17 protein-coding genes are annotated in these 25,943 nt (G+C 36.2%); 5 read left to right on the top strand and 12 right to left on the bottom strand.

Annotated features, from left to right (window positions below):
• Positions 1-9: 9 nt before the first annotated feature.
• The 3 genes from guaB to KFE94_15075 all read right to left on the bottom strand — a co-directional run bounded on the left by guaB (position 10) and on the right by KFE94_15075 (position 4,700).
• Complete coding sequence (gene guaB / locus KFE94_15085) at positions 10-1,485, bottom strand: IMP dehydrogenase (GenBank protein ID UTW65962.1); 1,476 nt, start codon at positions 1,483-1,485, stop codon at positions 10-12.
• 86 nt (positions 1,486-1,571) lie between these two features.
• The gene (locus tag KFE94_15080; GenBank protein UTW65961.1) at positions 1,572-3,677 is read right to left on the bottom strand and encodes a gliding motility-associated C-terminal domain-containing protein; all 2,106 of its coding nucleotides are present in this window, start codon (positions 3,675-3,677) and stop codon (positions 1,572-1,574) included.
• Positions 3,678-3,716: 39 nt separating this feature from the next.
• Positions 3,717-4,700 carry a nitronate monooxygenase gene (locus KFE94_15075; protein UTW65960.1) on the bottom strand — a complete coding sequence of 328 codons (984 nt, stop codon included), beginning with the start codon at positions 4,698-4,700 and terminating at the stop codon, positions 3,717-3,719.
• A 111-nt stretch (positions 4,701-4,811) separates the two neighbouring features.
• Here KFE94_15075 and KFE94_15070 point away from each other — a divergent pair, with 111 nt between their 5' ends.
• From KFE94_15070 to KFE94_15055, 4 genes are all read left to right on the top strand, one after another.
• Complete coding sequence (locus KFE94_15070) at positions 4,812-5,723, top strand: hypothetical protein (protein ID UTW65959.1); 912 nt, start codon at positions 4,812-4,814, stop codon at positions 5,721-5,723.
• A gap of 109 nt (positions 5,724-5,832) precedes the next feature.
• A complete protein-coding gene (locus KFE94_15065; GenBank protein UTW65958.1) occupies positions 5,833-7,104 on the top strand; it encodes a serine hydroxymethyltransferase in 1,272 nt (423 codons plus the stop codon).
• A gap of 5 nt (positions 7,105-7,109) precedes the next feature.
• Positions 7,110-8,393, top strand: coding sequence for a fumarylacetoacetase (gene fahA / locus KFE94_15060; protein ID UTW65957.1), 1,284 nt, complete (start codon positions 7,110-7,112; stop codon positions 8,391-8,393).
• A gap of 32 nt (positions 8,394-8,425) precedes the next feature.
• Positions 8,426-10,621, top strand: a complete 2,196-nt coding sequence (locus KFE94_15055) for a bifunctional (p)ppGpp synthetase/guanosine-3',5'-bis(diphosphate) 3'-pyrophosphohydrolase (protein ID UTW65956.1) — start codon at positions 8,426-8,428, stop codon at positions 10,619-10,621.
• Positions 10,622-10,630: 9 nt separating this feature from the next.
• Here KFE94_15055 and KFE94_15050 read toward each other — a convergent pair whose 3' ends face one another.
• Positions 10,631-12,199, bottom strand: a complete 1,569-nt coding sequence (locus KFE94_15050) for a hypothetical protein (GenBank protein UTW65955.1) — start codon at positions 12,197-12,199, stop codon at positions 10,631-10,633.
• Between the two features lie 79 nt (positions 12,200-12,278).
• On the opposite strand from KFE94_15050, the gene menA reads away from it, so the two are divergent.
• Positions 12,279-13,181, top strand: a complete 903-nt coding sequence (gene menA / locus KFE94_15045; protein ID UTW65954.1) for a 1,4-dihydroxy-2-naphthoate octaprenyltransferase — start codon at positions 12,279-12,281, stop codon at positions 13,179-13,181.
• A 5-nt stretch (positions 13,182-13,186) separates the two neighbouring features.
• Here the strand turns inward: menA and KFE94_15040 are convergent, their stop codons facing one another.
• The 8 genes from KFE94_15040 to KFE94_15005 all read right to left on the bottom strand — a co-directional run bounded on the left by KFE94_15040 (position 13,187) and on the right by KFE94_15005 (position 25,841).
• Positions 13,187-16,270, bottom strand: coding sequence for a CotH kinase family protein (locus tag KFE94_15040; GenBank protein UTW65953.1), 3,084 nt, complete (start codon positions 16,268-16,270; stop codon positions 13,187-13,189).
• The gene (locus KFE94_15035; protein ID UTW65952.1) at positions 16,270-16,872 is read right to left on the bottom strand and encodes a DUF2490 domain-containing protein; all 603 of its coding nucleotides are present in this window, start codon (positions 16,870-16,872) and stop codon (positions 16,270-16,272) included. The genes KFE94_15040 and KFE94_15035 overlap by 1 nt, the downstream gene beginning before the upstream one ends.
• 35 nt (positions 16,873-16,907) lie before the next feature.
• Positions 16,908-17,531: a DUF4956 domain-containing protein gene (locus KFE94_15030; GenBank protein ID UTW65951.1), complete on the bottom strand. Its 624-nt coding sequence runs from the start codon at positions 17,529-17,531 to the stop codon at positions 16,908-16,910.
• A 9-nt stretch (positions 17,532-17,540) separates the two neighbouring features.
• Positions 17,541-18,296 (bottom strand): polyphosphate polymerase domain-containing protein, encoded by a 756-nt coding sequence (locus KFE94_15025; GenBank protein ID UTW65950.1) that lies wholly within the window; start codon positions 18,294-18,296, stop codon positions 17,541-17,543.
• Entirely contained in the window at positions 18,293-18,688 is a 396-nt protein-coding gene (locus KFE94_15020; protein UTW65949.1) for a hypothetical protein, read from the bottom strand. The genes KFE94_15025 and KFE94_15020 overlap by 4 nt, the downstream gene beginning before the upstream one ends.
• A 211-nt stretch (positions 18,689-18,899) precedes the next feature.
• A complete protein-coding gene (locus KFE94_15015; GenBank protein ID UTW65948.1) occupies positions 18,900-22,325 on the bottom strand; it encodes a methylmalonyl-CoA mutase family protein in 3,426 nt (1,141 codons plus the stop codon).
• A 108-nt stretch (positions 22,326-22,433) separates the two neighbouring features.
• Positions 22,434-23,240 carry an ion transporter gene (locus KFE94_15010; GenBank protein ID UTW65947.1) on the bottom strand — a complete coding sequence of 269 codons (807 nt, stop codon included), beginning with the start codon at positions 23,238-23,240 and terminating at the stop codon, positions 22,434-22,436.
• Positions 23,241-23,270: 30 nt separating this feature from the next.
• Positions 23,271-25,841, bottom strand: a complete 2,571-nt coding sequence (locus KFE94_15005; GenBank protein ID UTW65946.1) for a S8 family peptidase — start codon at positions 25,839-25,841, stop codon at positions 23,271-23,273.
• Between the last annotated feature and the right edge of the window lie 102 nt (positions 25,842-25,943).

Genomic DNA, 25,943 nt, shown 5'->3' with positions numbered 1-25,943 from the left:
AAAATAAGGTTATCCTTTTCTTGAGTAATTTGGAGCCTCTCTTGTAATAGATACATCATGAGGGTGACTTTCTACTACCCCTGCCGATGTAATCTTCACAAATTCAGCTTCTGCTAACTCTTTTAATGTTGCTGCACCACAATAGCCCATACCAGAACGAATACCTCCAATTTGTTGGTACAATACCTCTGCAATACCACCTTTGTAAGCCACTCGACCAGAAATTCCTTCTGGTACTAGTTTACTAATATCATCTTCAGCATCTTGAAAGTATCTATCTTTCGATCCTTTTTGCATCGCTTCAATAGATCCCATTCCACGGTATGATTTGAACTTTCTTCCTTGATACAGGATAGTTTCACCTGGTGATTCCTCCACTCCAGCAAACATAGACCCTGCCATAATAGAAGCGGCACCAGCTGCTAATGCTTTAACAATATCACCAGTATAACGAATTCCACCATCAGCAATCACCGGAACACCAGTACCTTTTAATGCTTCTGCAACCATCATTACCGCAGTAAATTGAGGAACCCCAACACCAGCGATTACACGTGTTGTACAGATAGAACCCGGACCAATACCAACTTTCACTGCATCCACACCTGCTTCAATTAAAGCTTTGGCCGCAGATACCGTTGCAATATTACCTGCTACAACATCAATACTTTTATAATTTTCTTTTACCGTTTTTACCATTTCGATCACCCCACGAGAATGTCCGTGAGCTGTATCAACAACCACAGCATCCACGCCTGCTTTCACTAATGCATCCACTCTATCTAAAGTATCCGGAGTTACACCAACCGCACCAGCAACTCTTAACCTACCAAACGAATCTTTACATGCATTTGGTTTTAATCTCGCTTTAACGATATCCTTAAAAGTTAAAAGTCCGGTTAGTTTATTCTCTTCATCAACTACCGGTAACTTTTCAATTTTATGTCTTTGCAATACACTTTCCGCAGCACTGATATCCGAACCTGATTTGATAGTGATCAGGTTTTCTGATGTCATCACTTCGGTAATTGGTCTGGATAAGTTTTTCTCAAATCGTAAATCACGATTTGTTACAATCCCGATAAGCGTCATATCATCATCAACGACAGGAATACCACCAATAGAATGTTCTTGCATTAAAGCCAATGCATCACCAACAGTATTACTTACCAAAATAGTAATTGGATCCAGAATCATCCCACTTTCATATCGCTTTACTTTTCTTACTTCATAAGCCTGCTCTTCAATGGTCATGTTTTTATGTAACACACCAATTCCTCCCTCTTGTGCAATAGCGATCGCTAACTTAGATTCGGTTACTGTATCCATAGCGGCAGATACAATTGGAATATTGATATCAATATTTCTAGAGAACTTCGAAGATATATTTACATCCCTTGGTAATACCTCTGAATATGCAGGAATTAATAATACGTCATCGTAAGTAAGACCTTCTCCTATAACGCGTGCTGATAATGTATCCATAACTATGCTAATTGTCGAAAATAAAATTTCACAAAAGTAGTAAGTTTTGAGTTCACACAGGTTATGATTTTAAGGCATTTTTCAACTTATCTCAACAATACAAATGAACCTCTTTTTTGGTAGGAAGCACCAGTAAAATTTGAAACTTGAATCCAATATACGTAAGCCCCTAATTCTGCCAGTTTTCCATTGATTTCACCATTCCATCCTTGATTAATATCGTTGGTTTCGTATACCGTCTTTCCCCATCTGTCATAAACGATCATTTGAAATGAAGCCAACTCTCCAAAGCTCACCACTGGTTTAAATATAGGGTTGGCACCCCCAGGTCTAAATGCATTGGGTACAAAAACATTTAAATTTCTTGTAAAACATATGCGATTGGATAATGCCGAGTCTTGCATCCCAAAAGCATTCCCCAAATCTTCGCGCGCTTCAATTTCAAAACAGAAATTCGCACCTAATTCTATATCATCTTTTAACGGATAATTAAATCTCGTAGTCCCCACATCGACCGTTCCTACCAAATCTCTCTGATTATCGATAATCCTGTATATTCCATAATCCTTAACTCCGGACCCTACAGAATCCCATCCAATATAATCGTTCCATTGTAAGGTTATATCTAACGAATCATTATCCATATCTCCTTCCAGATACATTGAATTCCCAGGTCTGGAAATAAACATTATACTTCCACAAGTATCCACAATGCCAATTCTAAAAAAATATGAAGTTTCATCTACACTTGATTCATAATCATCCATAGAAAAAACAGGCGTATTTTGAGAAGGTATTCTCGTAACTTCAAAAAAGTTATTATGTCGTTCTAAACTTCTATAAAGCACATAGGCAGTTGCAGGTAATGAAGTATCTGTTAAAGATTCAATATGAATTGAACTATTATTTTCAACGGTAATTTTCTTAAAATACTGTTGAGACGGTATCACCAAAGAATTAGCCAAAGCACATTTTATATTTGAGGTACTGGTCCTTGTTCTATTGGTACTAACTGCTCGAACTTTATAGCAATACAAATCCAAATCATTTGATTTTTGATGTGTGTAAGAGGTATCTGTTCCTGGAACGGTAACGGCCAATTGATACGGTCCATTATTTACCGAAACTAAAATTTCATAACTATCCAAATCAGTCCATCCAATATAGGAGTTCCAAATTAAGGATACGGTATTTTCACAATTATTCGGAACAACTTTTAAATGAATCGTTCTTTGATCAATGGCTGCTGCTGATGTATTGGCATTAGGTTTATAACAGCTATCGAATGCAGCAATAGTATACTGCTGAAATTTAATCTTAGGATCAATTGTTGGTAAAGTCTCCAGATATGTTGTATTAAAACGTCCCCAAACCGTATCCAAAGTAATGTAACCTACTGGTGGTGTTGTTTGATAATACAAAATAATATATCCATCCGTATCGGGAGATGAAGATGGTTCCCATCCCATACTTACCTGTTGCCCTGCTCCATCTACAGTAATTGAATCATATATTGGTGTTGCCGGAGGGGTATTATCCTGAAACAAATCCTTCAAAACAGCAGATACAGATGTACATCCTGTTTGATCTGCAATTTCTATTCTGTAATAAATAGAATCTGAGCAAACTTTGAAACTATCATTAAATAACTCCGTTCCATAATTCGTTGTTCCAATCTGCGTATAAATTCCACCCACTCCAATTTTTCTAAAAATATTATAGACACCAGAACTTGAAGGAATATTCGGGGAAAAAACCGGATTCCATTGCATCACATTGGTAGAATCGGTAACAGACGTAAAAAAAGGTAAAATCGATTGTGCTGTATCAGAAGGACCAGAAGGTGTTTGGCCAGAACCATCATCATAAATCGTTTCTACGTAAAAATAAACTGAACCCAAATTCGCATTGTTAATCAAATCCTGGAATTGCGTTGCAGCTAAAGTATTTACAACATTCGCAGTATATGGGCCATTTATATTCGTGGCCACATACACATTGTAAAATTGAAATTCATTATTTGGATCTGATGGGGGTACCCAGGTTAAAGTTGCTTCTCCATTTTGATTAACAGCCACACACTTCAACTCAGGTGCATTTACCGCACCTATTAGCGTGTTGATATTTAACAGCAGTAGAAACTGTAAAATCAAACCAATGAATAATTGGTGTTTTAGAGTATTTCGATTCATTTGTACCGAATAACGTTTTTTTTGTGTGGATATTTCACTTTAGAAGACGAACTTATCTCCCTGAAGTTGTTGCTTGGCTTCAAAAAAATCTTTAAGAATTTCATCCATGATTTCTGATGCCGGTTGAATACGGTCTATATATGTTGCGACCTGACCAATTTCCAGTTCACCATCTTCTAAATCACCTTCAAACATTCCTTTTTTTGCTCTGCCTCTACCAAGTAATTCTCTTAATTCATCAGAAGATGCATTTTTTTCATATGCTTCTTCAATTTGATCAAAAAATTTATTCTTGATCAATCGAACAGGTGTTAACTCCTTTAATGTTAATTTGGTATCGCCTTCACCTGCCTCAACAACCTGCTTCTTAAAATTTGGATGCGCTGAAGACTCCTCTGCAGCAACGAACCTTGATCCAATTTGAACCGCATCAGCACCTAAAACCATTGCAGCCAACATAGACTTACCCGTACCTATTCCTCCTGCAGCAATGACAGGAATACTTACGGAATCAACTACTTTTTGGATCAGCGTTAATGTGGTTGTTTCTTCTCTACCATTATGTCCTCCAGCCTCGAAACCCTCTGCAACAATTGCATCTACTCCCGCTTGTTCCGATTTCATAGCAAACTTCGCACTAGATACAACATGGATCACTTTAATTCCTTCAGCTTTTAATTTGGACGTCCAGGTCTTTGGATTCCCTGCAGAAGTAATCACAACAGGAACTTTATATTTAATAATTGTTTCTATATGCGACTCAATATCAGGATAAAGTAATGGTAAATTTACCGCAAAAGGCCTGTCTGTTGCATTTTTACATTTCACAACATGTTCTTCTAAAATATGAGGATACATTGACCCTGCACCAATCACTCCCAGTCCCCCGTGGTTACTGACAGCAGCTGCTAACTGCCAAGGTGAACACCAAATCATTCCTGCCTGAATAATTGGTTTTTCAATTGCAAATAGTTTTGTAATTCTATTCATTGTCATTACTTTCGTCTCGCAAATGTAACTCATTTATGAGCCACGTTTGCAAACGTAAGCCTGAGAAACTTGCGTTACTTTTTGGGGATTTTATTAACTATAAATGCTTCAAGCATTTATATAATATAGGAATGAGTTAATCCTATGAAACTATTTTACGTATTAGTATTTTTATTCGTTTCATATAGTACTACCGCACAAAATTACACTTGGGAAGTTGGTGGCGGTTTGGGTACATCAAATTATTTTGGTGATATTGGCGGTTTAAGCTATGCTTCGAAAAAAGGCCCATCTGATATTGTTTTTGCATCAACACGATTTAATATTTCAGCATTTGCAAGAAGAATGATGGACTATCGTTTTTTCTTAAACTTCTCAATTAGTTACATCCACATTGCAGGAGATGATCAGTTATCTCCTAATACAAGTAGAACGACAAGAAATTTAAACTTCACAAACAATTTGTTTGAAGGTTTGGCCATGGCAGAATATCATCCTTTCGTATTAAACGACCTTGGAGGAAAAAGAAGGTATGTTGCTGATTTACACGTGGTTTTAGCAACAGGACTAGGTATTTTGTATCATGACCCGTCTGGTAAATTTGGATCAACTAATGTTAAACTTCGTCCACTTAAGACCGAAGGTCCTTCAAACACGTATTCTCCATTACAAGCGGTTATTCCTCTCTCAACTGGTTTTTTTGTATCCTTTAAGGGTAAATATTCAGGATATAGAGTTCATAGAGTAGGCATTAATTTCACCTACAGACTAACATTTACAGATTATCTTGATGATGTAAGCACGGTCTATCCAGAGCTTTCCGTTTTTGATGGAGATCAACAAGCCATTGACGCTTCATATCGAGGTTTGGATAATCCAAGCGATCCTAATTATTATCCAGAAGGGAAAGTACGTGGAAATCCAAATTCAAACGATGGATATTTTACCACGATGATCTACTATAGTAAGCGTATTCGTTCTGGCAGGAAAAGACATAAACTTCCTAGACGTCAAGAATTCTACGGAAAAACTAGAAGGTCAAGACGTAATAAATAAAGTAATTTTTGTTCATAACCCTATTCAATTTTAATGTAAAGAAGTATCAATCCAACAGGGGTAATTTCTTACATTCGTGAGCTTATTATTCTGATAAAATTTTTACGTCATGCATAAAGATCAATTGGTTTTTGATTTAATCGATCAAGAAAAAAAACGTCAACTTGAAGGTATTGAACTTATTGCTTCCGAAAACTTTGTAAGTCAAGAAGTTTTAGATGCAATGGGCTCTATTTTAACAAACAAATACGCAGAAGGCTACCCGCATAAAAGGTATTATGGTGGATGTCAAATTGTAGATCAAATTGAAGAACTAGCCATTGATAGATTAAAGACACTATTTAATGCGGAATGGGCAAACGTTCAACCGCATAGTGGTTCGCAAGCTAATTACGCAGCTTTAATGGCCATGATTCAACCAGGAGATACAGTATTGGGGTTTGATTTATCCCATGGAGGACATTTAACTCATGGTTCTCATGTAAATTTTTCGGGAAAAATGTACAAACCTGTTTTTTATGGTGTTCATAAAGACACAGGACGTGTAGATTATGACATGTTAGAAAGTCAAGCGCGCAAAGAAAAACCAAAAGTAATCATTTGTGGTGCTTCCGCATATTCCAGAGATTGGGATTACGAAAGAATCAGAGCTATTGCTGATGAAGTTGGAGCTTTTGTGATGGCTGACATTGCGCATCCTGCCGGACTTATTGCCAAAGGATTATTAAATGATCCACTACCTCATGTACATGTAGTGACCAGTACCACACATAAAACACTTAGAGGACCTCGTGGTGGTATCATCATGATGGGGAAAGATTTTGAAAATCCGCTAGGTGTAAAAACTCCAAAAGGTGTAATCAAACCGATGAGCGCATTATTTGATTCTGCAGTGTTCCCGGGATCTCAAGGTGGTCCTTTAGAACATGTGATTGCCGCTAAAGCTGTCGCATTCGAAGAAGCTTTATCTGATGATTACTTACACTACATGGTTCAGGTAACTAAAAACGCGAAGGTAATGGCATCAGAATTTGTAGATCGTGGGTACCAGGTTATTTCAGGTGGAACAGACAACCACAGTATGTTAATTGACTTAAGATCAAAAGATATTACTGGTAAATTGGCTGAAAACTCTCTGGTTGAAGCGGATATTACCGTAAATAAAAATATGGTTCCGTTTGATGATAAATCTCCATTCGTGACATCGGGTATTCGAGTAGGTACAGCGGCTATTACAAGTAGAGGAATTACAGAAAATGAAATTCCTGAAATCGTGGACTTGATGGATCGTGTGATGATGGATCCTGAAAACGCAGATAATAAATCTGAAGTAAAATCTAAAGTAAATGCATTAATGGGCCACCGCCCATTACATAAATAAAAGTTATGAATATTCCTGCAAATAATCCAGAGTTAAAATCTTGGATATCTGTTGATAAAAACAGTGATTTTCCTATTCAAAACATTCCTTTTGGTATTTTTTCTACAAAAGAAAAAGCACAAAGAGTTGGAAGCATTATTGGGAACACAATTATTGATGTTGCAGCCTTAGAGGAATTAGGTTATTTGAAAGGTCTTGATATTGATACCTGGTCTTATGAGTCCGATTCTCTTAATGTGTTGATGGATTCTCATAAAGAGGGGATTCGTTCACTGAGAAATCGTATCTCAGAAATTTTCAGAGATGACAATCCTGAATTGAGAGATAATGATGCACATAAAAATGAAATTCTGATAAACAAAGATTCTGTGACCATGCATCTACCTGTAGAAATTGGTGATTATACTGATTTTTATTCCAGTAGAGAACACGCAACTAACGTGGGTACCATGTTTAGAGATCCAAATAATGCATTGTTACCCAACTGGCTGCATATTCCTGTTGGATATCATGGTCGCTCCTCCTCTATTGTAGTATCCGGTACAGATATTAAAAGACCTTATGGGCAGACCAGACCGAATGAAAATGAACCTCCAGTTTTCGGAGCTTCAAAGCTTGTTGATTTCGAATTGGAAATGGGGTTCATCACTTTCGATGGAAATAAACTTGGAGATCGAATTTCTACTGATGAAGCTGAAGATTACATATTCGGAATGTGTTTATTCAACGACTGGTCAGCAAGAGATATTCAAAAATGGGAGTATGTTCCTCTTGGACCTTTCTTAGCTAAAAACTTTGCTTCACACATTTCTCCATGGATCGTAACATTAGATGCCTTACAACCATACAAAATGGAAGGTCCGGTTCAAGATCCAGAAGTTTTTGATTACTTAAAATACGAAGGTCAAAAGAACTATGATATCCATTTAGATGTGTTTATTCAACCAGAAAATGGAGAGGAAACCAGAGTGAGTAAATCTAATTTCAAGTATATGTACTGGAATATGAGTCAACAACTCGCGCATCATACCATCAACGGATGTAATATTAAAGCAGGTGATATGATGGGATCTGGAACAATTTCCGGACCTACTCCTGATTCATACGGTTCGATGTTGGAAATTGCATGGAAAGGAACAAAACCAGTTACACTTAATGATGGTTCTGAACGTAAATTCATCCAGGATATGGATACTGTAATCATGCGTGGACACTGTGATAACGGAAATATTAGAATTGGTTTTGGAGAAGTAGCTGCTAAATTACTTCCAGCTGATCCAATTAAATAAAGCTTTTAACAGTTTAAATGAATAGATAATTCATGGCAAAAAAAACATCTGCTAAAATTTCTGAGGAAGAACAAGAAATCACCAGAGTATATCAAAACCTCTTAAAGAGCGCACGATTTTCTCAAACTGAGGATGATGTCCGTAAAATTCGTAAGGCTTTTGATATCGCAAACGAATCACATAAAGGGGTTCGAAGAAAATCGGGTGAAGCATATATTTTCCATCCACTGGAAGTAGCTCAAATTGTTGCTGAAGAAATAGGTTTAGGTACTACAACAATTGTGTGTGCCTTATTGCATGATGTCGTTGAAGATACTAATCTAACTATTGATGATATCGAAAGTTATTTTGGACCAACTGAAGCCAGAATTATTGATGGTTTAACTAAAATTGAACAAGTATTTGAAAGAGAACACTCTATTCAAGCCGTTAATTTTAGAAAAATCATTCTCACATTAGCAGATGATATCCGGGTGGTGCTTATTAAGTTAGCTGATCGCTTGCATAATATGCGTACCCTGGATTCTATGCGTAAAGACAAGCAATTAAAAATTGCTTCGGAAACGCTTTATATTTATGCTCCATTAGCACACAGACTTGGTCTACATGCGCTAAAATCAGAACTAGAGGATCTTGCTTTAAAATATAAAGCACCTCAGGTTTATAATGAAATCACACAAAAGCTTCAAAAAACAAAAGACGTTAGGGATAGATTTATCAAACAGGTCACACTCCCTATTCGTACCAGTTTAAAGAAAGCCAATATTAAGTTTAGAATCCAGGGTAGACCTAAGTCTATTTTCTCGATCTATACTAAAATGAGAGAGCAGAAAGTAGCTTTTGAACAGATCTACGACATTTTTGCAGTAAGAATTATTCTTAATGTAGAAAATGAAGTTGACGAAAAAGCAGAATGCTGGAAGGTCTACTCTATGGTAACTGATTTCTATAAACCAAACCCGGACAGACTTCGAGATTGGATCTCAACTCCTAGAGCAAACGGATATGAATCGTTACATACAACCGTAATGAGCCCAGGAGGGAAATGGGTTGAAGTCCAAATTCGTACAGAGAGAATGGATGCAGTTGCAGAACGAGGTTTAGCCGCTCACTGGAAATACAAGGACAAGAAAAGTGATGCATTCGATACATGGATGCAAAGAGTTCGTGATGTACTAGAAAATTCATCATCTAACCCAATTGAATTTGTCGATGATTTTAAGCTTAACCTATTTGCTAAAGAGATTTTTGTGTTTACTCCAAAGGGAGATATTCGTTCTATGCCGCATGATTCTACAGTATTGGATTTTGCCTACGAAATTCATTCGGAAATTGGGAATTCCTGTATTGGCGCTAAAGTGAGCCAAAAAATGGTTTCATTAGGACATGTACTATCCAGTGGAGATCAGGTAGAGATCATTACATCCAAGGCCCAAAGACCAAAAGCAGAATGGCTTGAATTTTTATCAACTTCTAAAGCCAAAGCTGCGGTTAAAGCGTATTTAAAAGAAGAAAGAAAAAAGATCGAATCTAAAGGTAGAACTACTTTGGGTAAAGCTATGAAAAAATATGGTATTACCCGTAGTAAAAAGAACTTCCAGATTCTATCTACTTTTTATGGAGTGATACATGTAGAAGATATGTTCTACAAAATTGGTGTGGAGAGCATTCACCTCAATAGATTGAGTCGACTCAAAGTCGAAGACGGAACGATTACTTCTAAACCAAGGTTAAAGAAAATAAACAGTTTGGATAAAATTGTATCTGAAACCAGAGGTAAGAAATCAGAACTGGTCCTGGGTAAGCAAACTTCATTTAACTATGGATTGGCAACATGCTGTCACCCTATTCCTGGTGATGATGTCGTAGGGTTTATTACTAAAAAAGGTGATATGGAAATTCACCGTGTAAGTTGTAATAATACCGTAAAAATGCTCTCTAACTATAGTTATCGAGTAGTAAAAGCCAAATGGGATACCAACGAAACAATTTCGTTCTTAACCGGAATGAAGTTGATGGGTTTTGATAGAAAAGGAATTGTAAACGAGATCACCAAGATTATTTCAAATGACATGTTGGTGAACATTCAATCTATTAGTTTCTCTACTGAAAATGGTCTTTTCGAAGGTACCATTACAGTTTTTGTAAATGATACCTCTCATCTAAAATCGGTTAAAGAGAAAATCAAAGCGATTAAAGGAGTAAGTTCCGTACATAGATTGGAATAGACCCTTTTACTATTCACCAGAAACTTTAACTTTTGTCAGGGAGGTTGATTTTCCGTCACCTCCAATAAATATCACTTCCCCGTCTGCCGTTTGATAAAATCTTCTTGGAAGCCAATATGGTTTTTTGGTCCCTTCCATTAATAGATCAATAGTCACTTCTCCTCCATCGTCCACTTGCGCTAAATAAACATCACTGGATTTTTTAGCTAACCACGATTTACCTTCAACATTTCCTCCTGATTTATCATAAGGAAGAAAGTTAAATATGAATGAAAATTTACTTCCGGATTTCACCATTCCAAATGAATTATATCTGCTCATCTTATAAGCACCATATTGGATTTTTGGCACCCCCTGTCTCCACTCTATTTCTCCTTCATAGTTGAATCTAACCAATGCAATCCCATAAAAATAAGTTGTTGAATTTGAGAAGTCAGAAAAAGTTGATTCCCCAACCATGGTAACTCCATTTTCATCTGGAATTAAACCATACATTCTAAAGCCTGGTCTCACAGTTCTTGTTAATCTTAACGCTTCAGCAACCTGAGGATCCATTGCATGACTATTTGGAGTAATCACGCCATTCATATCTCCAAAGACCATCATATTTTCAAAATCAAAATCTCCATCACTCAAGTTCACCTGTGCGTAATAAAAACCTCTTTCCTTTCCTTCTTTTGCTTTATATACTCCAATCAAACTAATCTTATCTTCCTGAGTAAATGCATATTTTACCGAAAGTAATTTATACTCTTCTAATTTCAACTCATACAATACAGGCTCTTTATCTTTTGAGATTGTAACTATAAATCTTTGAGCTGCATCCAACATACTCATCAATTCAGTGATATTATTTACTGTAATCGTAGTTGCTGAAATATCCACATCACCAAAGCTACTTGCAGAAGCCAACATCGCTACTGTACCATTATCTGAAATTTGGTAATTATATCTCCTCATCTTCGTTTCTTCATCTGAAATCTGCATTTCTTCCAGTTTCCAGCTTTCTTCAAACTCATGATCATATACGATAATATCAAAAACTTCAAACTCCTTTTCTCCCTTCTCTTGCTCAATCTTTACTGCAACATCTAACAAAAACCACTGCGCATTCTCAGATGTAGCTATGTGATAATTTGTTTTTCCTATTTCTTCATCTGTTTCATTCTTATAAAAAACTTCAGGTTCGGATAACTTCAGCATCTCTTTATCGAGCTCTTGCTTATATAATGTTGTGATAAAATTCTCTTCATCATACAGACTACTAAACACATAGATATTCTCATCCATCACAATTAACTTCTCATATCTAAGCTCCTTATTATCTAACCTCAACCATTCTTCACGAGTAGACTTACTGTTCAAATTGTCATCAAAAGAATAAAAAGCCAATTTACTCCCGGTACGATCCAGAGCAATGGAAACATTCTCGTCACTGTAAACAAATCTATCAATTTGATTTCCCGTCCTAAGGGATTGTGGGGTTCCTTTCTTTAGCTCTACACCACTTGGCAGAATCTGAGAAAACGAAATAAGACTGGTAAAAAATAGGATGGTGAATACTGATGATTTTATCATAGGAATAGTTTGATATACAAGTCTAATAAAATTTAACTATTAATGGAAACGCTTTTTGGTATAAGTTTACTTTTGCCAGATGTCAAATTTTAAAGCCTGGATTGGAGCATTTCGCCTAAGAACATTACCACTTGCTGTTGCTGGTATTATACTTGGTTCATTACTTGCTAAAAGTAACGACTCCTTCAATTTAAATATTACATTATTTGCGATCCTTACAGCAATCTTGTTGCAGATTCTATCTAATCTGGCGAATGATTATGGTGACTTTTCCAAAGGAACGGATAATGATGAAAGAGTTGGCCCGGAACGCGCATTACAAAGTGGAAAAATCTCTAAATCGCAGATGAAATCAGCTTTGATCTTATTTAGCATACTATCCCTGATTTCAGGAATCATCCTATTGTGGTTGAGCTTCGGTACGCATAAACTAGGATATGCTATGTTGTTTTTACTGATTGGATTAAGTGCCATTTGGGCAGCCATTAAATATACCGTTGGAAAGTCAGCTTACGGTTATCAAGGACTGGGTGATGTTTTTGTTTTTCTATTCTTCGGCTGGGTTTCTGTTATAGGAGTTTATTTTCTGCAAGTTCAAAGTATTGATCTTCCAGTATTTTTACCTGCCAGTGCATTAGGAATTTTAAGTGCTGGTGTACTTAACCTCAACAATACCCGAGATATTGTAAATGATAAAAACTCGGGGAAATATACTCTTGCTGTAAAATTGGGGTATCAAAATGCACGTAAATATCAAATGGTACTATTTCTATTGACTTTATTTACTTCTCTTTGGTACACACTGGCTTTTGGAACAGGAATGTGGCAACAATTGTTTTGGATTAGTGTTCTCCCATTATCCATTGTTGTTATAAAAACATATAAAGCTCAAGAACCTAAAGAGTTGGATCCTTTACTTAAAATTCAAGCGTTAAGTACATTGCTTTATGCCATAACATTTGGTTTAGGACAAATACTGTAACTGACTTACTGCACAATCAACTTTATACTTTCTCCGGTAACAGAATTTCTAAGAATATAGACTCCTGGAATAATGTAATCAAGATTTAAAGAATTACTATTTTCAAAATGTCTAATCAGAACTCCAGATATATTGTACAATTCACCGGATGTACGTGAATTGAAATATACAGTTGATCCATTTACCGGATTTGGGTATACCTTCCATTCCACAGGTTGAGGAAAATCAGATACGTCTGTTTTTAAGTTACTATAAAACGGTGTTGGATATTCAAACTCCACCCACGGATCGTTGCCATCTGATAACCTACCGAACGAATAGTTTTCCTTTTGTACTCCAAAGCTGATAGAGTCAACTACAGTAACTCCGTTCGGAGCAACCAGGGCTACCATTTCACCATCTTTACTCAATTTAAAATTAGTATGGTTTTGTCCTTTACCAGTATTTCCATCCGCCCAGAACACCATAAATTCTTTGGCTTTGATCACAGTTTTATTCGGACCAATCCAATATTTTCTTAGCTTATCTTTATTATCTGTTAAATAATAATTGGTGATATCAATATCTTCATCATTTGGATTATACAACTCTATCCAATCTGCATATTTAAAATCTTCATCAAAAACGGTGGCAGTATTCCAGGCCTGAATCTCATTAATCGTAATTGGTAATGGTGGCACATAATTCGGATCGACTTCAAAAATCGCTGTAAAAGTTGAATCTCCTGTTATATTAATGGAGGTATCTGCTGATGTCATTGGGGTACCTAACCACTCTACAAATCGATACCCAGGATACGCATGTGCATGAATAGGGATATCAATATTATTGAAGTATTGACCATTCCATGGGTATACTGACGGACTAACACCTTCCAAATCAGAATTGATATGTAGAGTATTCAGTTGCACATACCCCATCGTTGGATTATTGACATCAATAGTAACTACCGAAGTGTCGGATAAACTCCATTTTTCCTGCATATGCCTTCTCACATAAAAGGCCCTTTTGGTAATAAAAGTATCAAATCTGGTTACCAGATAATTCCACTTGGTAAGGCTTGGTGTTTCATTCATCCGGTCTGCCAAAGTTGTACTAACTGAAGGGTACCCCCATCTGTTGACATGATCAGTCATCACCAGATTTAAATCGTTTACAATGGTATTTAATTTGGGCTGAGCGACCTGACTTAAAAATGAAGAGTTTAACTTATCACATGAATTATTAATATATAATTCTCTAAAACTTTGATATTGCGTTAAATCTCTAAAAAACTGCGTATATTCTATGAAATGTCCGGTATCAGTTAATGCACGTTCTAAGGTGTTAATTGTATAAAATACATCTTCACAGGTTCCTCCAAATCCGCCATCTAAATCAAAAAACATCCATCTCCATCTACCATCATGCCCCAGGCTGGCATAATCATTATAGTCTACTCTTTTTCTCCAATAACGCATATTGTTGGTTGGCCAATCCCCATTTCCGATGTAAATCTCCGATGCCATAAAATCCAGATAGTTTTGAATATCCATTTGCGTATTTAAGTATTCCATATTTTCCGGAATATCCAAACTATTATTCGCCACAAAATCCAGCATATTAAAATAGTGCACAGTATCTTCTGGGTAACCATGTTCTACTTCTCCATCTGATTCTATTAACACGATATGATCATCATCCATATCATATTTTATGGAGATATAATCTTCATTAAATCTTTCCTTAATCGTATGTATTCCCCAAAACTCACCATTCAAATACATTACTCCGGTTTTATACTGTTGGATATCAAAACCTAATTTTGCTACAATCGAAGTTGCCAACTCATCTCTTGGCATACAATCAGGTCTATGTCCGGGAGAACGCACAATTAAATACTTAAATTCTTCAATGTCATAATCATCGAATAAAGGTGCCTCTATTCGTTTTTTACCATACATACTTTTTGCAGAAACACGAATATTCTTTTGTGTAGAATGACGAGATCCATTACCATGAAGCTCTCCCCCAATTTTTTGTCCTATTAATTGAATCCCATTTTCATCGAAATACTCTAAATAAATTGGTCTTTCCCAATCATTTCCTCTCTTATTGTAATTTCCATTATACGCATTACCGTACACATAAATTCCTGTTTCATCACTAAAAAAACCAGTACTATCGGCTTGTATTGAAATGATTGGCAAATCAGGGAAAGTTACATTTCCATCATCCAAAAAATAGGTTCTGGATACAATATCACTGCTGATACATCCCGACTTAAACGCTTTAACTTTCAAAACATTCACATTTTGTTGATCTCCATTTGGAGCCAACCAACCTCTATTATTAGAACGTATCACTGAATAAGTAGCGACAGGAGCATTTAAAGCAGGGTTTGTAGGTATTTCACAAAACTTATTTGGAGAATAATCTGTAGATAACTGCAAACTTCCGCTATATAATGGATCAGAAGATGTGGGATCATCTCCATCTACTGAATACCTTAATTCAACACCGTTAGTAGGATGATTTACCAAAACATTTAATGGACTTGGATAAAAACCCGAGTTAAAGTTAACATTAGGTATCTCTAAAATACAGTTAAACCCGGTAGAAGTATTATTTGTTTTTTTAGGCGTTGGATTATCAAAATATACCAGGGTATTACTTCCATCCGTTTCTCTGCCAAAAGATACATCTACTGGCAAAGAATCATATGCGAATACATCGATAGTAGAACCATCTTTAAAAAATATTCCTACCGTATCCGATTCGTTTTTTAATTTAAAATTGGCATGATAATCCGGGGTATATAGATCCAGGTCTGAACAAAAAATGATCACCCATTTATGCGGTTGAAGATTCTTATTAGGTAATTGCCACTTAAGCTTATCATTAAAATCATTGGAGATATAATAATCTGAAATCTGAATCGGGTTATTGGTATTGTTATAAATTTCAATCCAATCTGAATTTTCATCAAAACTATCAAATACAGTGATTCCGTTATTGGGCATCAATTCATTAATTCTTAAGTCTTGAGAATTCAAAATTGAAGATATGCTCAGTAAAACGGTAATTATGTAATACTTCAGATTCTGCATTATTTCAGTTCCAGTTTATATTTTATCCCAACAATAAATCGCTCATCAGGACGTCTCACATTAAATTCAAAATCGTAATTGTAAAAGAGGTCAATGTAATTTCTTTTACGAATTCGAATCAACGTACCTAAAGTATAGCGTTGTTGATGCCATCCATTAAAATCGTAGGCTTGTGTGTAAAAATACTGTGCTTTTACATATGGTTTCAACTTTTTATTGATTTTGTAGCTATACTTAAATCGAATTCTATATCTATTTCCTCTTAAATCGTTAGCTACAATGGTCTTTTGATACTTCAATCTGATCTCAAAAGTATTTTTCTTTACCTTGTGCCTAAATTCATTATCAATATCAAACCTATTGGTTTCTATCTCGCCAAAATCTGTATATCGGTACACCACTCCCAGTTTATACCATTTGGCAAACTTATAATTGACTCCTCCCTGAAAATAAGCTGATCGGATGGAAGTGACATTTTGAAACAATCGCGTTTGCACTTCTCCGAAAGCACTCCACTTCTTGTTCCATTTTTTACTCACTTTAACTCCAGCCCAAATTCCAAAATCTTGATTCTGTGCATAGGTACCATGCATCGCGAGCATACATATAAAAACTAATATGGATCTTTTTAGATACATTAATTCGCTGGACGATAATAGATTCTAAGTCTTACAGAATCTCTTAAATAATCAGATTCCAAAACATCAAATTTCTCCACTTGATTTCCAGTACGTTCTTCCAAATCTTTGATCAACTCAGCAGAACGATCGGGATGGATATTCTCGATTTTCTCGTATAGAATAATCTGAGTTTCAATTCCCTTTTTATAGAATGCTTTCTCTGTTAAATAAACGATCAATACAATAATCAGGTTAATGATCAACAAATTGCTCCATACCATCATTTCAGTCGTAATGGCATTGATTACGGATATAGAGATTACCGTAAACATATAGGTCATTTCCTTTACAGGAATCGTAGTGGTTCTATACCTTAAAATAGAAAACACCGCAAATAGTCCAAAGGCAAATCCAACACCCAATTGCGTTTGCGCAAACAAGCTCACCATGAAAAATACAATCGGCCCAAAGATCAAATAAGTAAACATGTACTCCTGATCTCTTCGAGTAGGCTGATAAATTTTTAAGATTATAATTGCCAACGCTATGGTATTCATCAAGAATCTCACTCCGAACTCCAAAGTTGCTACTTCGGTAAGGTTAGATTCAAAAAAATGTGTTGGATTTATTTCTAGTATCATATTCGAAAGTTATGCGCTAATTATTTTATCCACTTTTCGCAAAATGGGTTTAAACCTATTATGTTTTACGGAATGGTCTAACCGTATCACAGAGGTACAATATTTAGAAAATCGTGTCGGTGCTACGTTTATCTTTCTAAGAGCTCTCAAAAACGGGCTTAAACCGGAGAACTTCTTCTGCTTCACCTCTACAATCGTTAAATTCTTAAAATCGTATGAACCATTCTTATTGGAGGTATTCATGTGAAAATCTATGGTATATTTTTCAGATAAATCTTTATTGGTAAAGGTAATACGTTGATAGTTGATATTTGTTTTTCTATTCAACTCATTCATCTTATAACCAATTCGACTTCTCAAATAATTAGAAATCTCGACATCATTATCTAAACCAAAATACTGCAATGGCACCCTGTATTTCTCGGTTTTCCCTTTATTCGTCTTAGATTTTATCTCAAAAAAGAATGGCCCCTTATCTGAATATTTACGGATTCTCACTTTGCTTCGATTCGCAAATCCGGAATGGTGTTTTTTGAAAAATGTATAATTTGGATCATCAAAATATACATTTTCATATCCAAAAATTCTTTCTCCGGATATTTCCAGAACTTGCAGTTCATCTTTGATGTCATCCAAAAAAGAGACGAGCAAATCCTGATGAAAGACATACTTGGTATCAATTCTAGATTCAAATTCAACTTGTTCCAAATCCAATAATGATACAGTTGGAATCTCAGATAGGATATGGGTAATTTCCCGAATCATTTCACGTATTGAATAATTTGAATCGTAGGTACTACTACCTCCGTTTCTTTTTTCCCAACCTGAATGCTTCGCGCTACTTCCTGTAGTCCAGAAACATTTAATTTACTATCAGAATACGTGTAGATTTTGTAATCTCCCGGGTTCAAAAACTCAAATTTATAGCTCCCATCCGGACTTGTTCGATAATCATCGTCCTGAGAAGCTCCTCCACCATATACAATATACACTCTATGATCTGGAACCGCACTTATTTCAAGAGTATCAAAACTCCCTTCTTTCACATATACCGCTTCTACTTTTCCTTTAATAGTCGCTTTTCCTCCAACTCCAGGTGATTTTGAACATGAGAGGGCAAAGACTGCAATACATAAGGTGTAAATAATATTCTTCACATGTTGAGATTTATAATTTCCTATGAACAAACTTATGTTTTCACATTTAGTTTATCACATACAAATATAGAAGTTGTACCCAATGTGTTGTTAAGTCTTACCGGTCAAGGATGTAACACAAACTCCAAATGTTTAAAAACAAAAAGAGGATGACAAATTATCACCCTCTTTTTGCTTCTCACCTTACACATAACGTGTTTAGTATCTTATATTACATATTTCTTCTATACTGTCCTCCAACCAAAAATAAAGAATTCGTAATTTGTCCCAAAGAACAATACTTAGAAGCTTCCATTAATTGATCAAAAATATTTTCATTCTGAATAGCTGCGTTTCTCACTTTCTCCAATTCCTCATTCACTCTCTCCTCATTTCCTTTATGCAATTCAGATAACATTTCAATTTGATATTGCTTCTCCTCTTCAGTTGCTCGAATCACTTCTTTCGGCTGAACTGTTGGAGACCCTTCAGAACTCAAATAAGTATTCACACCAATAATAGGGAATTCTCCGGTATGTTTTAACGTTTCATAATGTAAAGATTCCTCCTGGATCTTACTTCTTTGATACATGGTCTCCATTGCTCCAAGCACCCCACCTCTCTCGGTAATTCTATCGAATTCTCTCAATACCGCTTCTTCCACTAAATCAGTTAGCTCTTCAATGATAAATGCACCTTGAATTGGGTTTTCGTTTTTAGATAATCCCAACTCGCGGTTAATGATCAACTGAATAGCCATTGCTCTTCTAACAGATTCCTCCGTTGGAGTTGTAATTGCCTCATCATATGCATTGGTATGCAAAGAGTTACAGTTATCATTTATCGCATAAAGTGCCTGCAACGTAGTGCGAATATCATTGAAGTCAATCTCCTGAGCGTGTAACGAACGACCACTTGTTTGAATATGATATTTCAACATTTGCGCACGTGCATTCGCACCATATTTATGTTTTAATGCTTTACTCCAAATTCTACGTGCCACTCTACCAATTACCGCATATTCAGGATCAATTCCGTTTGAAAAGAAGAATGATAAGTTCGGTCCGAATTTATTGATATCCATTCCTCTACTCATGTAATATTCTACATAAGTAAATCCATTTGCCAAGGTTAAAGCCAATTGCGTAATTGGATTTGCCCCTGCTTCGGCAATATGATACCCCGAAATCGATACGGAATAGAAATTACGCACCCCATTGTTGATGAAATATTCTTGTACATCACCCATCAATTTCAACGCAAACTCAGTAGAGAAAATACATGTATTCTGTGCTTGATCTTCTTTTAAGATATCCGCTTGTACAGTACCTCTTACTTTGGTTAACGTCTCTGCTTTAATCTTTGCATAAACATCAGCCGGAAGCACCTGATCACCGGTTACACCTAATAACATCAATCCCAGACCATCGTTTCCATTAGGCAAATCACCCTGATAGCTTGGACGTATCACTCCTTTTTTATCGTAAATAGCTTTGATTTTAGCCTCTACTTCTTTCTCTAGTCCATTTTCAACAATGTACTTCTCACAGTTTTGATCAATAGCCGCATTCATAAAGAACCCTAATAACATTGGCGCAGGTCCATTAATGGTCATTGAAACTGACGTTAATGGATGTGATAAATCAAAACCGGAATACAACTTCTTGGCATCATCCAAACAGCAAATAGACACACCAGAATTACCAATCTTACCATAAATATCCGGACGTGTATCTGGATCATTACCATAAAGTGTTACAGAATCAAATGCCGTAGATAAACGCTTTGCCGGCATTCCCTGACTTACATAATGGAATCTTCTGTTGGTTCTTTCAGGACCACCTTCTCCGGCAAACATTCTTGTCGGGTCTTCCCCTTCACGTTTGAATGGGAACAAACCTGCGGTATATGGATATTCTCCGGGAACGTTCTCTTGTAAACTCCATTTTAATAAATCTCCCCACGCAGTATACTTTGGTAAAGAAATCTTTGGGATTTGGCTATGAGATAATGACTCTGTATGTGTTTTAATTGATAATTCTTTATCTCTTACTTTAAACTTAAATACAGGGTCTTTGTATTTTTTCACCTTATCATTCCAGGAAATAATCGTTTCCCAATGATGTGGGTTTAAATCCATTTTTACGCGATCAAACTCTTTTTGTAAAAGTTCAAAAAGTATTTTATTGTCTTCCGATAAAACACCTTCTTCGATACTTACTCCAGATTTATCCAGAATTAAATCTGCTCCGGAAACGGTTTGCATCGTCTTATAAATGCCATAAAGCTTCTGCGCAATATCCGCTTGCTTGGTAACATCTTTATCGTATGCTCTGTTATTTTCTGAAATCTCAGATAAATATCTAACTCTTGATGGAGGTATTACAAATACCTTTTCAGACATCTCTTTTGTAATTTCAAATCCCGATTTCATATCAACACCAGAGGTTTCATGAATTTTATCCATTATACTTTTGTACAATGAATTCATTCCCGGGTCATTGAACTGCGAAGCAATTGTTCCAAATACGGGTAAACTATCCATATCTGCATCCCAAAGATTATGGTTACGCATATATTGCTTTTTCACATCACGGATAGCATCTAAAGCTCCTCTTTTATCGAATTTGTTGATTGCCACTAAATCTGCGAAATCTAACATATCGATTTTTTCCAATTGTGTAGCTGCACCAAACTCAGGGGTCATTACGTATAACGAAACATCTGAGTGATCCATAATCTCGGTATCCGACTGACCAATTCCTGATGTTTCCAGTATGATCAAATCAAACTCTGCTGCTTTTAAAATCTCTAAAGATTTTGCAACATGTTTAGATAATGCGAGGTTACTTTGACGAGTCGCTAACGAACGCATATATACACGATTATTATTGATCGCATTCATACGAATTCTATCACCTAATAACGCACCTCCCGTTTTTCTCTTTGATGGATCTACAGATACAATCGCTATATTTTTATACTCAAAATCAATTAAGAATCTTCTTACCAACTCATCTACTAAAGATGACTTTCCTGCTCCACCTGTTCCTGTAATTCCTAATACCGGAGTTTTGGAAGCCTCAGTTAAAGGCGCTAATTCTTTCCAGATTTCTGTATACTCCTCAGAATAATTCTCCGCTCCACTAATCAGCTTTGCAATGGCTACTTTATCTTTAGATTTGATTTTTGATAATTCATTGGTCAGCCCTTTTCCTACTGGGAAATCAGAACGTTGAACCAAATCATTAATCATCCCTTGTAGTCCCATTTCACGACCATCATCGGGATGATAGATTCTCTCTATTCCGTAAGCTTCTAATTCTTTGATCTCTGATGGTAAAATTGTTCCACCACCACCAGCAAATATTTTAATATGACCTGCACCATTTTCTTTTAGTAGATCATACATATATTTCAAATACTCTGTATGTCCTCCCTGATAAGATGTCATTGCGATAGCCTGAACGTCTTCCTGTATGGCACAATTCACAACATCCTCTACACTTCTGTCGTGACCAAGGTGAATAACCTCACAACCTGTAGATTGAATAATTCTACGCATTACATTGATTGCAGCATCGTGTCCATCAAACAATGACGCGGCAGTTACAATTCTCACCTTATTTTCTGGCTTATACACCTCTGTTTTAGTCATACTTATTGCGTTTTTTCAAGGGCGCAAAAGTACAAATTTATAAGGGGAATCAGGACGTTTAGAACATCTATTTACGAATCAAATCTAATCCACGTAAAAAAGGGATATTTACACTTGCTGGGATTCCAATAAAGACTGCCCACACTCATTACAAAATTTTGCTTCTTCCGGATTAGAATGCTCACAATTCGGGCATGTTTTGGTTACATTGGAAGCTTTTGAAATTCCAACAGTTACAATCCCTGTGGGAACCGCAATGATGGCATAACCAATAATCATCGCAAAGGATGAAATAATTTTTCCCAAAACAGATTCAGGCACCATATCTCCATACCCTACAGTCGTAACTGTAACAATAGCCCAGTAAATACTTTGTGGGATACTGGTAAATCCTTCATCATTACTCTCTACCACGTACATCAAAGCCCCCATAAAAGTAACAATAGCCAGAACCGCTACGAGAAATACACCAATCTTATACATACTGGATTTCAATGCATTGATAAGCGATTGCGCTTCATTGTTAAATCTCACCAATTTCAAGATCCTGAATACTCTGAGCAATCTAAATATTCGTACAATAATCAAATAGTGATATCCGGTTAAAAGAATACTTAAATAGGTTGGTAAAATCGAAAGCAGGTCAATAATCCCCCAGAAACTAAAAATGTACTTAGTTTTCCTTTCGGAAATCCATATCCGAAGAATGTATTCCAGCGTAAATACTACGGTTAGAATCCACTCAATCCAGAAAAATATCTCTTTGTATTCTTGGTTCAACTGTGGGACACTCTCCAACATCACCACCAGAATACTGAATAAAATCACCCATAACAAAACCAGATCAAATAGACGACCTAAACGGGTTTCTGTTCCAAATACTATGGTGTGTAATTCTTTTCTAATCTTATTCATAAAACAGAACGCGTTTATTTCTGGTTATGGTTATCGTACAATTAGTTTTTTATACGCCTCCAAATCCCTGTTATATACAATGTATATTCCAGAATTTAAATTCGAAATATCTAATTGATTTCTGTTTACGAATGTATGAATCTTTACGCCAGTAATGGTATAGATTTCACCCGAAAATTCAGCATTAAAATGTAATGTTTTCAGTTGATTCGGGTTAGGATACATCATCCAGTTTTCCTGTTCCGGATTCTTGACCGAAAGAGGTCCCTGATCATCAAAAACATTTACATTATCGATATACAAATAATTCCCTTTTCCATTTGATACTCCAATACGTACCATAAAACTTGAAGTGTTTAAAAACGAACTCAAATCCACTGTTTCCGTTCTCCAATCTGTATCATCTTGAGGTACCCAATCTCCGGTAACCGGTTTTGTGGTGGTATTCAAACTATCAGGTCCTTTTACATATCCACTATTCACCCAGGATTGTCCGCAATCTGTAGAAACATCTACAAATACGGAATCTTTAAACCCATTAAACCTAAGCTGATAACTTAAATCAAATGTCATAGTCAATGAAGAAGAAACTGGTGTTTTAATTAATGGCGTTTCTAAATAATCATGTTGATACAATCGTGGGTCATAATCTGATAACTTCATCAAAGCTGCATGAGATAATTGAGACTTTCCCTGCACCAAAGCGGTATCCCACGTTAATCTTTCATCAGGGTTTTGAACAAACATCGAACTTTCAAAAACATGGTTCGAATCAAATTTCTCCTGATATGGCAGCTCCATCTGTCCAGCGTTCCAAAACCTTACATATCTGGTGTTATTAATGGTATCTGTCTCTGATAATTGTCCAAAATAACTCGTTCTAACAAAAAACTCATTCCACCCAGGTTGAAGCATCATAGAAACATCAAAGGTTACGCTATCATCAGTTTTAAATGTTCCCGAGGTTATATTTTTAAATTGACTGCTCTGTCCTACAACTCCATATTGAAATTGAACGGTACCATATGGTACATCAACCGTATTATTGAAATACGCTTTTATTTCGCCTGGATTACAATATCGATTTTGTTCTTTAACACTAAAATCAGTCAAATGAATATCCAGGTTGGTAAATACGGGAACAGCGGGAGTATGGATATTAGATAAATAATTAAATGCGGCAACTGCATCGATAAGTCCATTTCCATAGGTATTATCTTCTCCAACAACTCCTAAATCAATCGCTGTATAGTATAAAGCTTCCTTGATTTCAGTTGCATTGGCATTTGGAAAGGCCTCTCTCAGTAACAAGGAGACTCCAGATACATGTGGCGCTGACATAGAGGTTCCCTGAAAATTAGAATAGTCGTAGGTTCCATTAGTGTTTCGAACCCCAGATCTTACATTTACTCCTGGACCTACAACTTCCGGTTTGATTAACAATGATCCGGTATCTCCACATACCGATGGTCCTCGAGATGAAAAACCAGCTATCGGATATGAGGATATATGTCCGTTAACCGCACCTACGGAGAAGTTATTTACTACGGATGCATTTGATACTGCCGGATATCCAATAGTTTGCATATTTGGTCCAGAATTCCCGGCACTATGAATAGAAATGATATTAGCTACTTCCATATTCACAAATAAATCATTTACCCATCCATCGCATACTGCTGAATCATCTGGAGTATACGGACGTCCCCAGGAATTGTTAATGACATCTGGCATATCCTCAACGGTATTTAAATCTCCATCCGGATTTAAAGCCCATTCATATGCACGCATTAACTCAAATGCTGTTTTAATATCTGCTAAATCTTCAACAATCGGATCAGTAGCCATAAAATAGGCATTGTAAGCCACTCCAATCGTATCATCATTTTGCGGAGCTAACCCCAAGCAAGTTCCAGTAACATGTGTTCCATGAGATCCAGGCTTATCTCCAGGGAAATAGGTATCGTAACCAAACCAGGCTTCTTTTAACGGAACATGATATCCTAAGAACTGATCTCTAAAAGTTGGATGATCCGGCCATACTCCTGTATCAAATGTAAGCAGCTTACTTCCTAATCCCGTGTATCCCATACTCCACATTTGATCTGCTTTTACCACAGAAATTCCATTTTCTATCCCTCCTATTGATCTTTGCGTTGCAGGATTCATCTCCACCGGTTTATCCCATATCACAGGTCTTTCTGATAATTCTTCCATCCAATAAATATCCGGATGATGATTTAAATATTGTAGCGCTTTGGGTGATGCTTCTAATGCCACCATATTCACACTCCAAAATTTATAAATCACTTTAAATTCTTTTGCAGGAACTTCTTCTAACCAGTTTTGATTTTTATCAGCTACATCTCTTAACTCCTTTAAAAACGATTTTACAAATTCATCATTACTTGTATATTTTGCTCTTTCAGTTTGAGAATAAGCAAATCCATCCACACGCTCTGACCCCACCACCAATACTTGTTGCCATTGTTTTGGCGAATTCTGTAAATCGTTTAACAGCTGGGCGCTCATTTTGTTTTGAGCATTAAGCCCCAAACTGAATAACCATATGCCAATCCATATAATGTAACTCTTCTTCATTTCAATTTCACTTTTAGGTTTTTACTCCATAGCCCTCCTTGACAACCTTACTACACACCAATAGATATTAATTTTACACAAATGACACATTTTCGTGATAAC

Source organism: bacterium SCSIO 12643 (genome assembly GCA_024398135.1).
Classification (GTDB): domain Bacteria; phylum Bacteroidota; class Bacteroidia; order Flavobacteriales_G; family Salibacteraceae; genus CAJXZP01.
The sequence above is the reverse complement of the archived record's forward strand: the minus strand, read 5'-3'. Positions and strand labels throughout refer to the sequence as shown.

Coding starts and splice junctions, on each gene's coding strand:
- KFE94_15015 (UTW65948.1), bottom strand. CDS start 22,325: ATGACTAAAACAGAGGTGTATAAGCCAGAAAATAAGGTGAGAATTGTA.
- KFE94_15010 (UTW65947.1), bottom strand. CDS start 23,240: ATGAATAAGATTAGAAAAGAATTACACACCATAGTATTTGGAACAGAA.
- KFE94_15055 (UTW65956.1), top strand. CDS start 8,426: ATGGCAAAAAAAACATCTGCTAAAATTTCTGAGGAAGAACAAGAAATC.
- KFE94_15030 (UTW65951.1), bottom strand. CDS start 17,531: ATGATACTAGAAATAAATCCAACACATTTTTTTGAATCTAACCTTACC.
- guaB (UTW65962.1), bottom strand. CDS start 1,485: ATGGATACATTATCAGCACGCGTTATAGGAGAAGGTCTTACTTACGAT.
- KFE94_15075 (UTW65960.1), bottom strand. CDS start 4,700: ATGAGTTACATTTGCGAGACGAAAGTAATGACAATGAATAGAATTACA.
- KFE94_15070 (UTW65959.1), top strand. CDS start 4,812: ATGAAACTATTTTACGTATTAGTATTTTTATTCGTTTCATATAGTACT.
- menA (UTW65954.1), top strand. CDS start 12,279: ATGTCAAATTTTAAAGCCTGGATTGGAGCATTTCGCCTAAGAACATTA.
- KFE94_15050 (UTW65955.1), bottom strand. CDS start 12,199: ATGATAAAATCATCAGTATTCACCATCCTATTTTTTACCAGTCTTATT.
- KFE94_15040 (UTW65953.1), bottom strand. CDS start 16,270: ATGCAGAATCTGAAGTATTACATAATTACCGTTTTACTGAGCATATCT.
- KFE94_15080 (UTW65961.1), bottom strand. CDS start 3,677: ATGAATCGAAATACTCTAAAACACCAATTATTCATTGGTTTGATTTTA.
- KFE94_15035 (UTW65952.1), bottom strand. CDS start 16,872: ATGCTCGCGATGCATGGTACCTATGCACAGAATCAAGATTTTGGAATT.
- fahA (UTW65957.1), top strand. CDS start 7,110: ATGAATATTCCTGCAAATAATCCAGAGTTAAAATCTTGGATATCTGTT.
- KFE94_15025 (UTW65950.1), bottom strand. CDS start 18,296: ATGATTCGGGAAATTACCCATATCCTATCTGAGATTCCAACTGTATCA.
- KFE94_15065 (UTW65958.1), top strand. CDS start 5,833: ATGCATAAAGATCAATTGGTTTTTGATTTAATCGATCAAGAAAAAAAA.
- KFE94_15005 (UTW65946.1), bottom strand. CDS start 25,841: ATGAAGAAGAGTTACATTATATGGATTGGCATATGGTTATTCAGTTTG.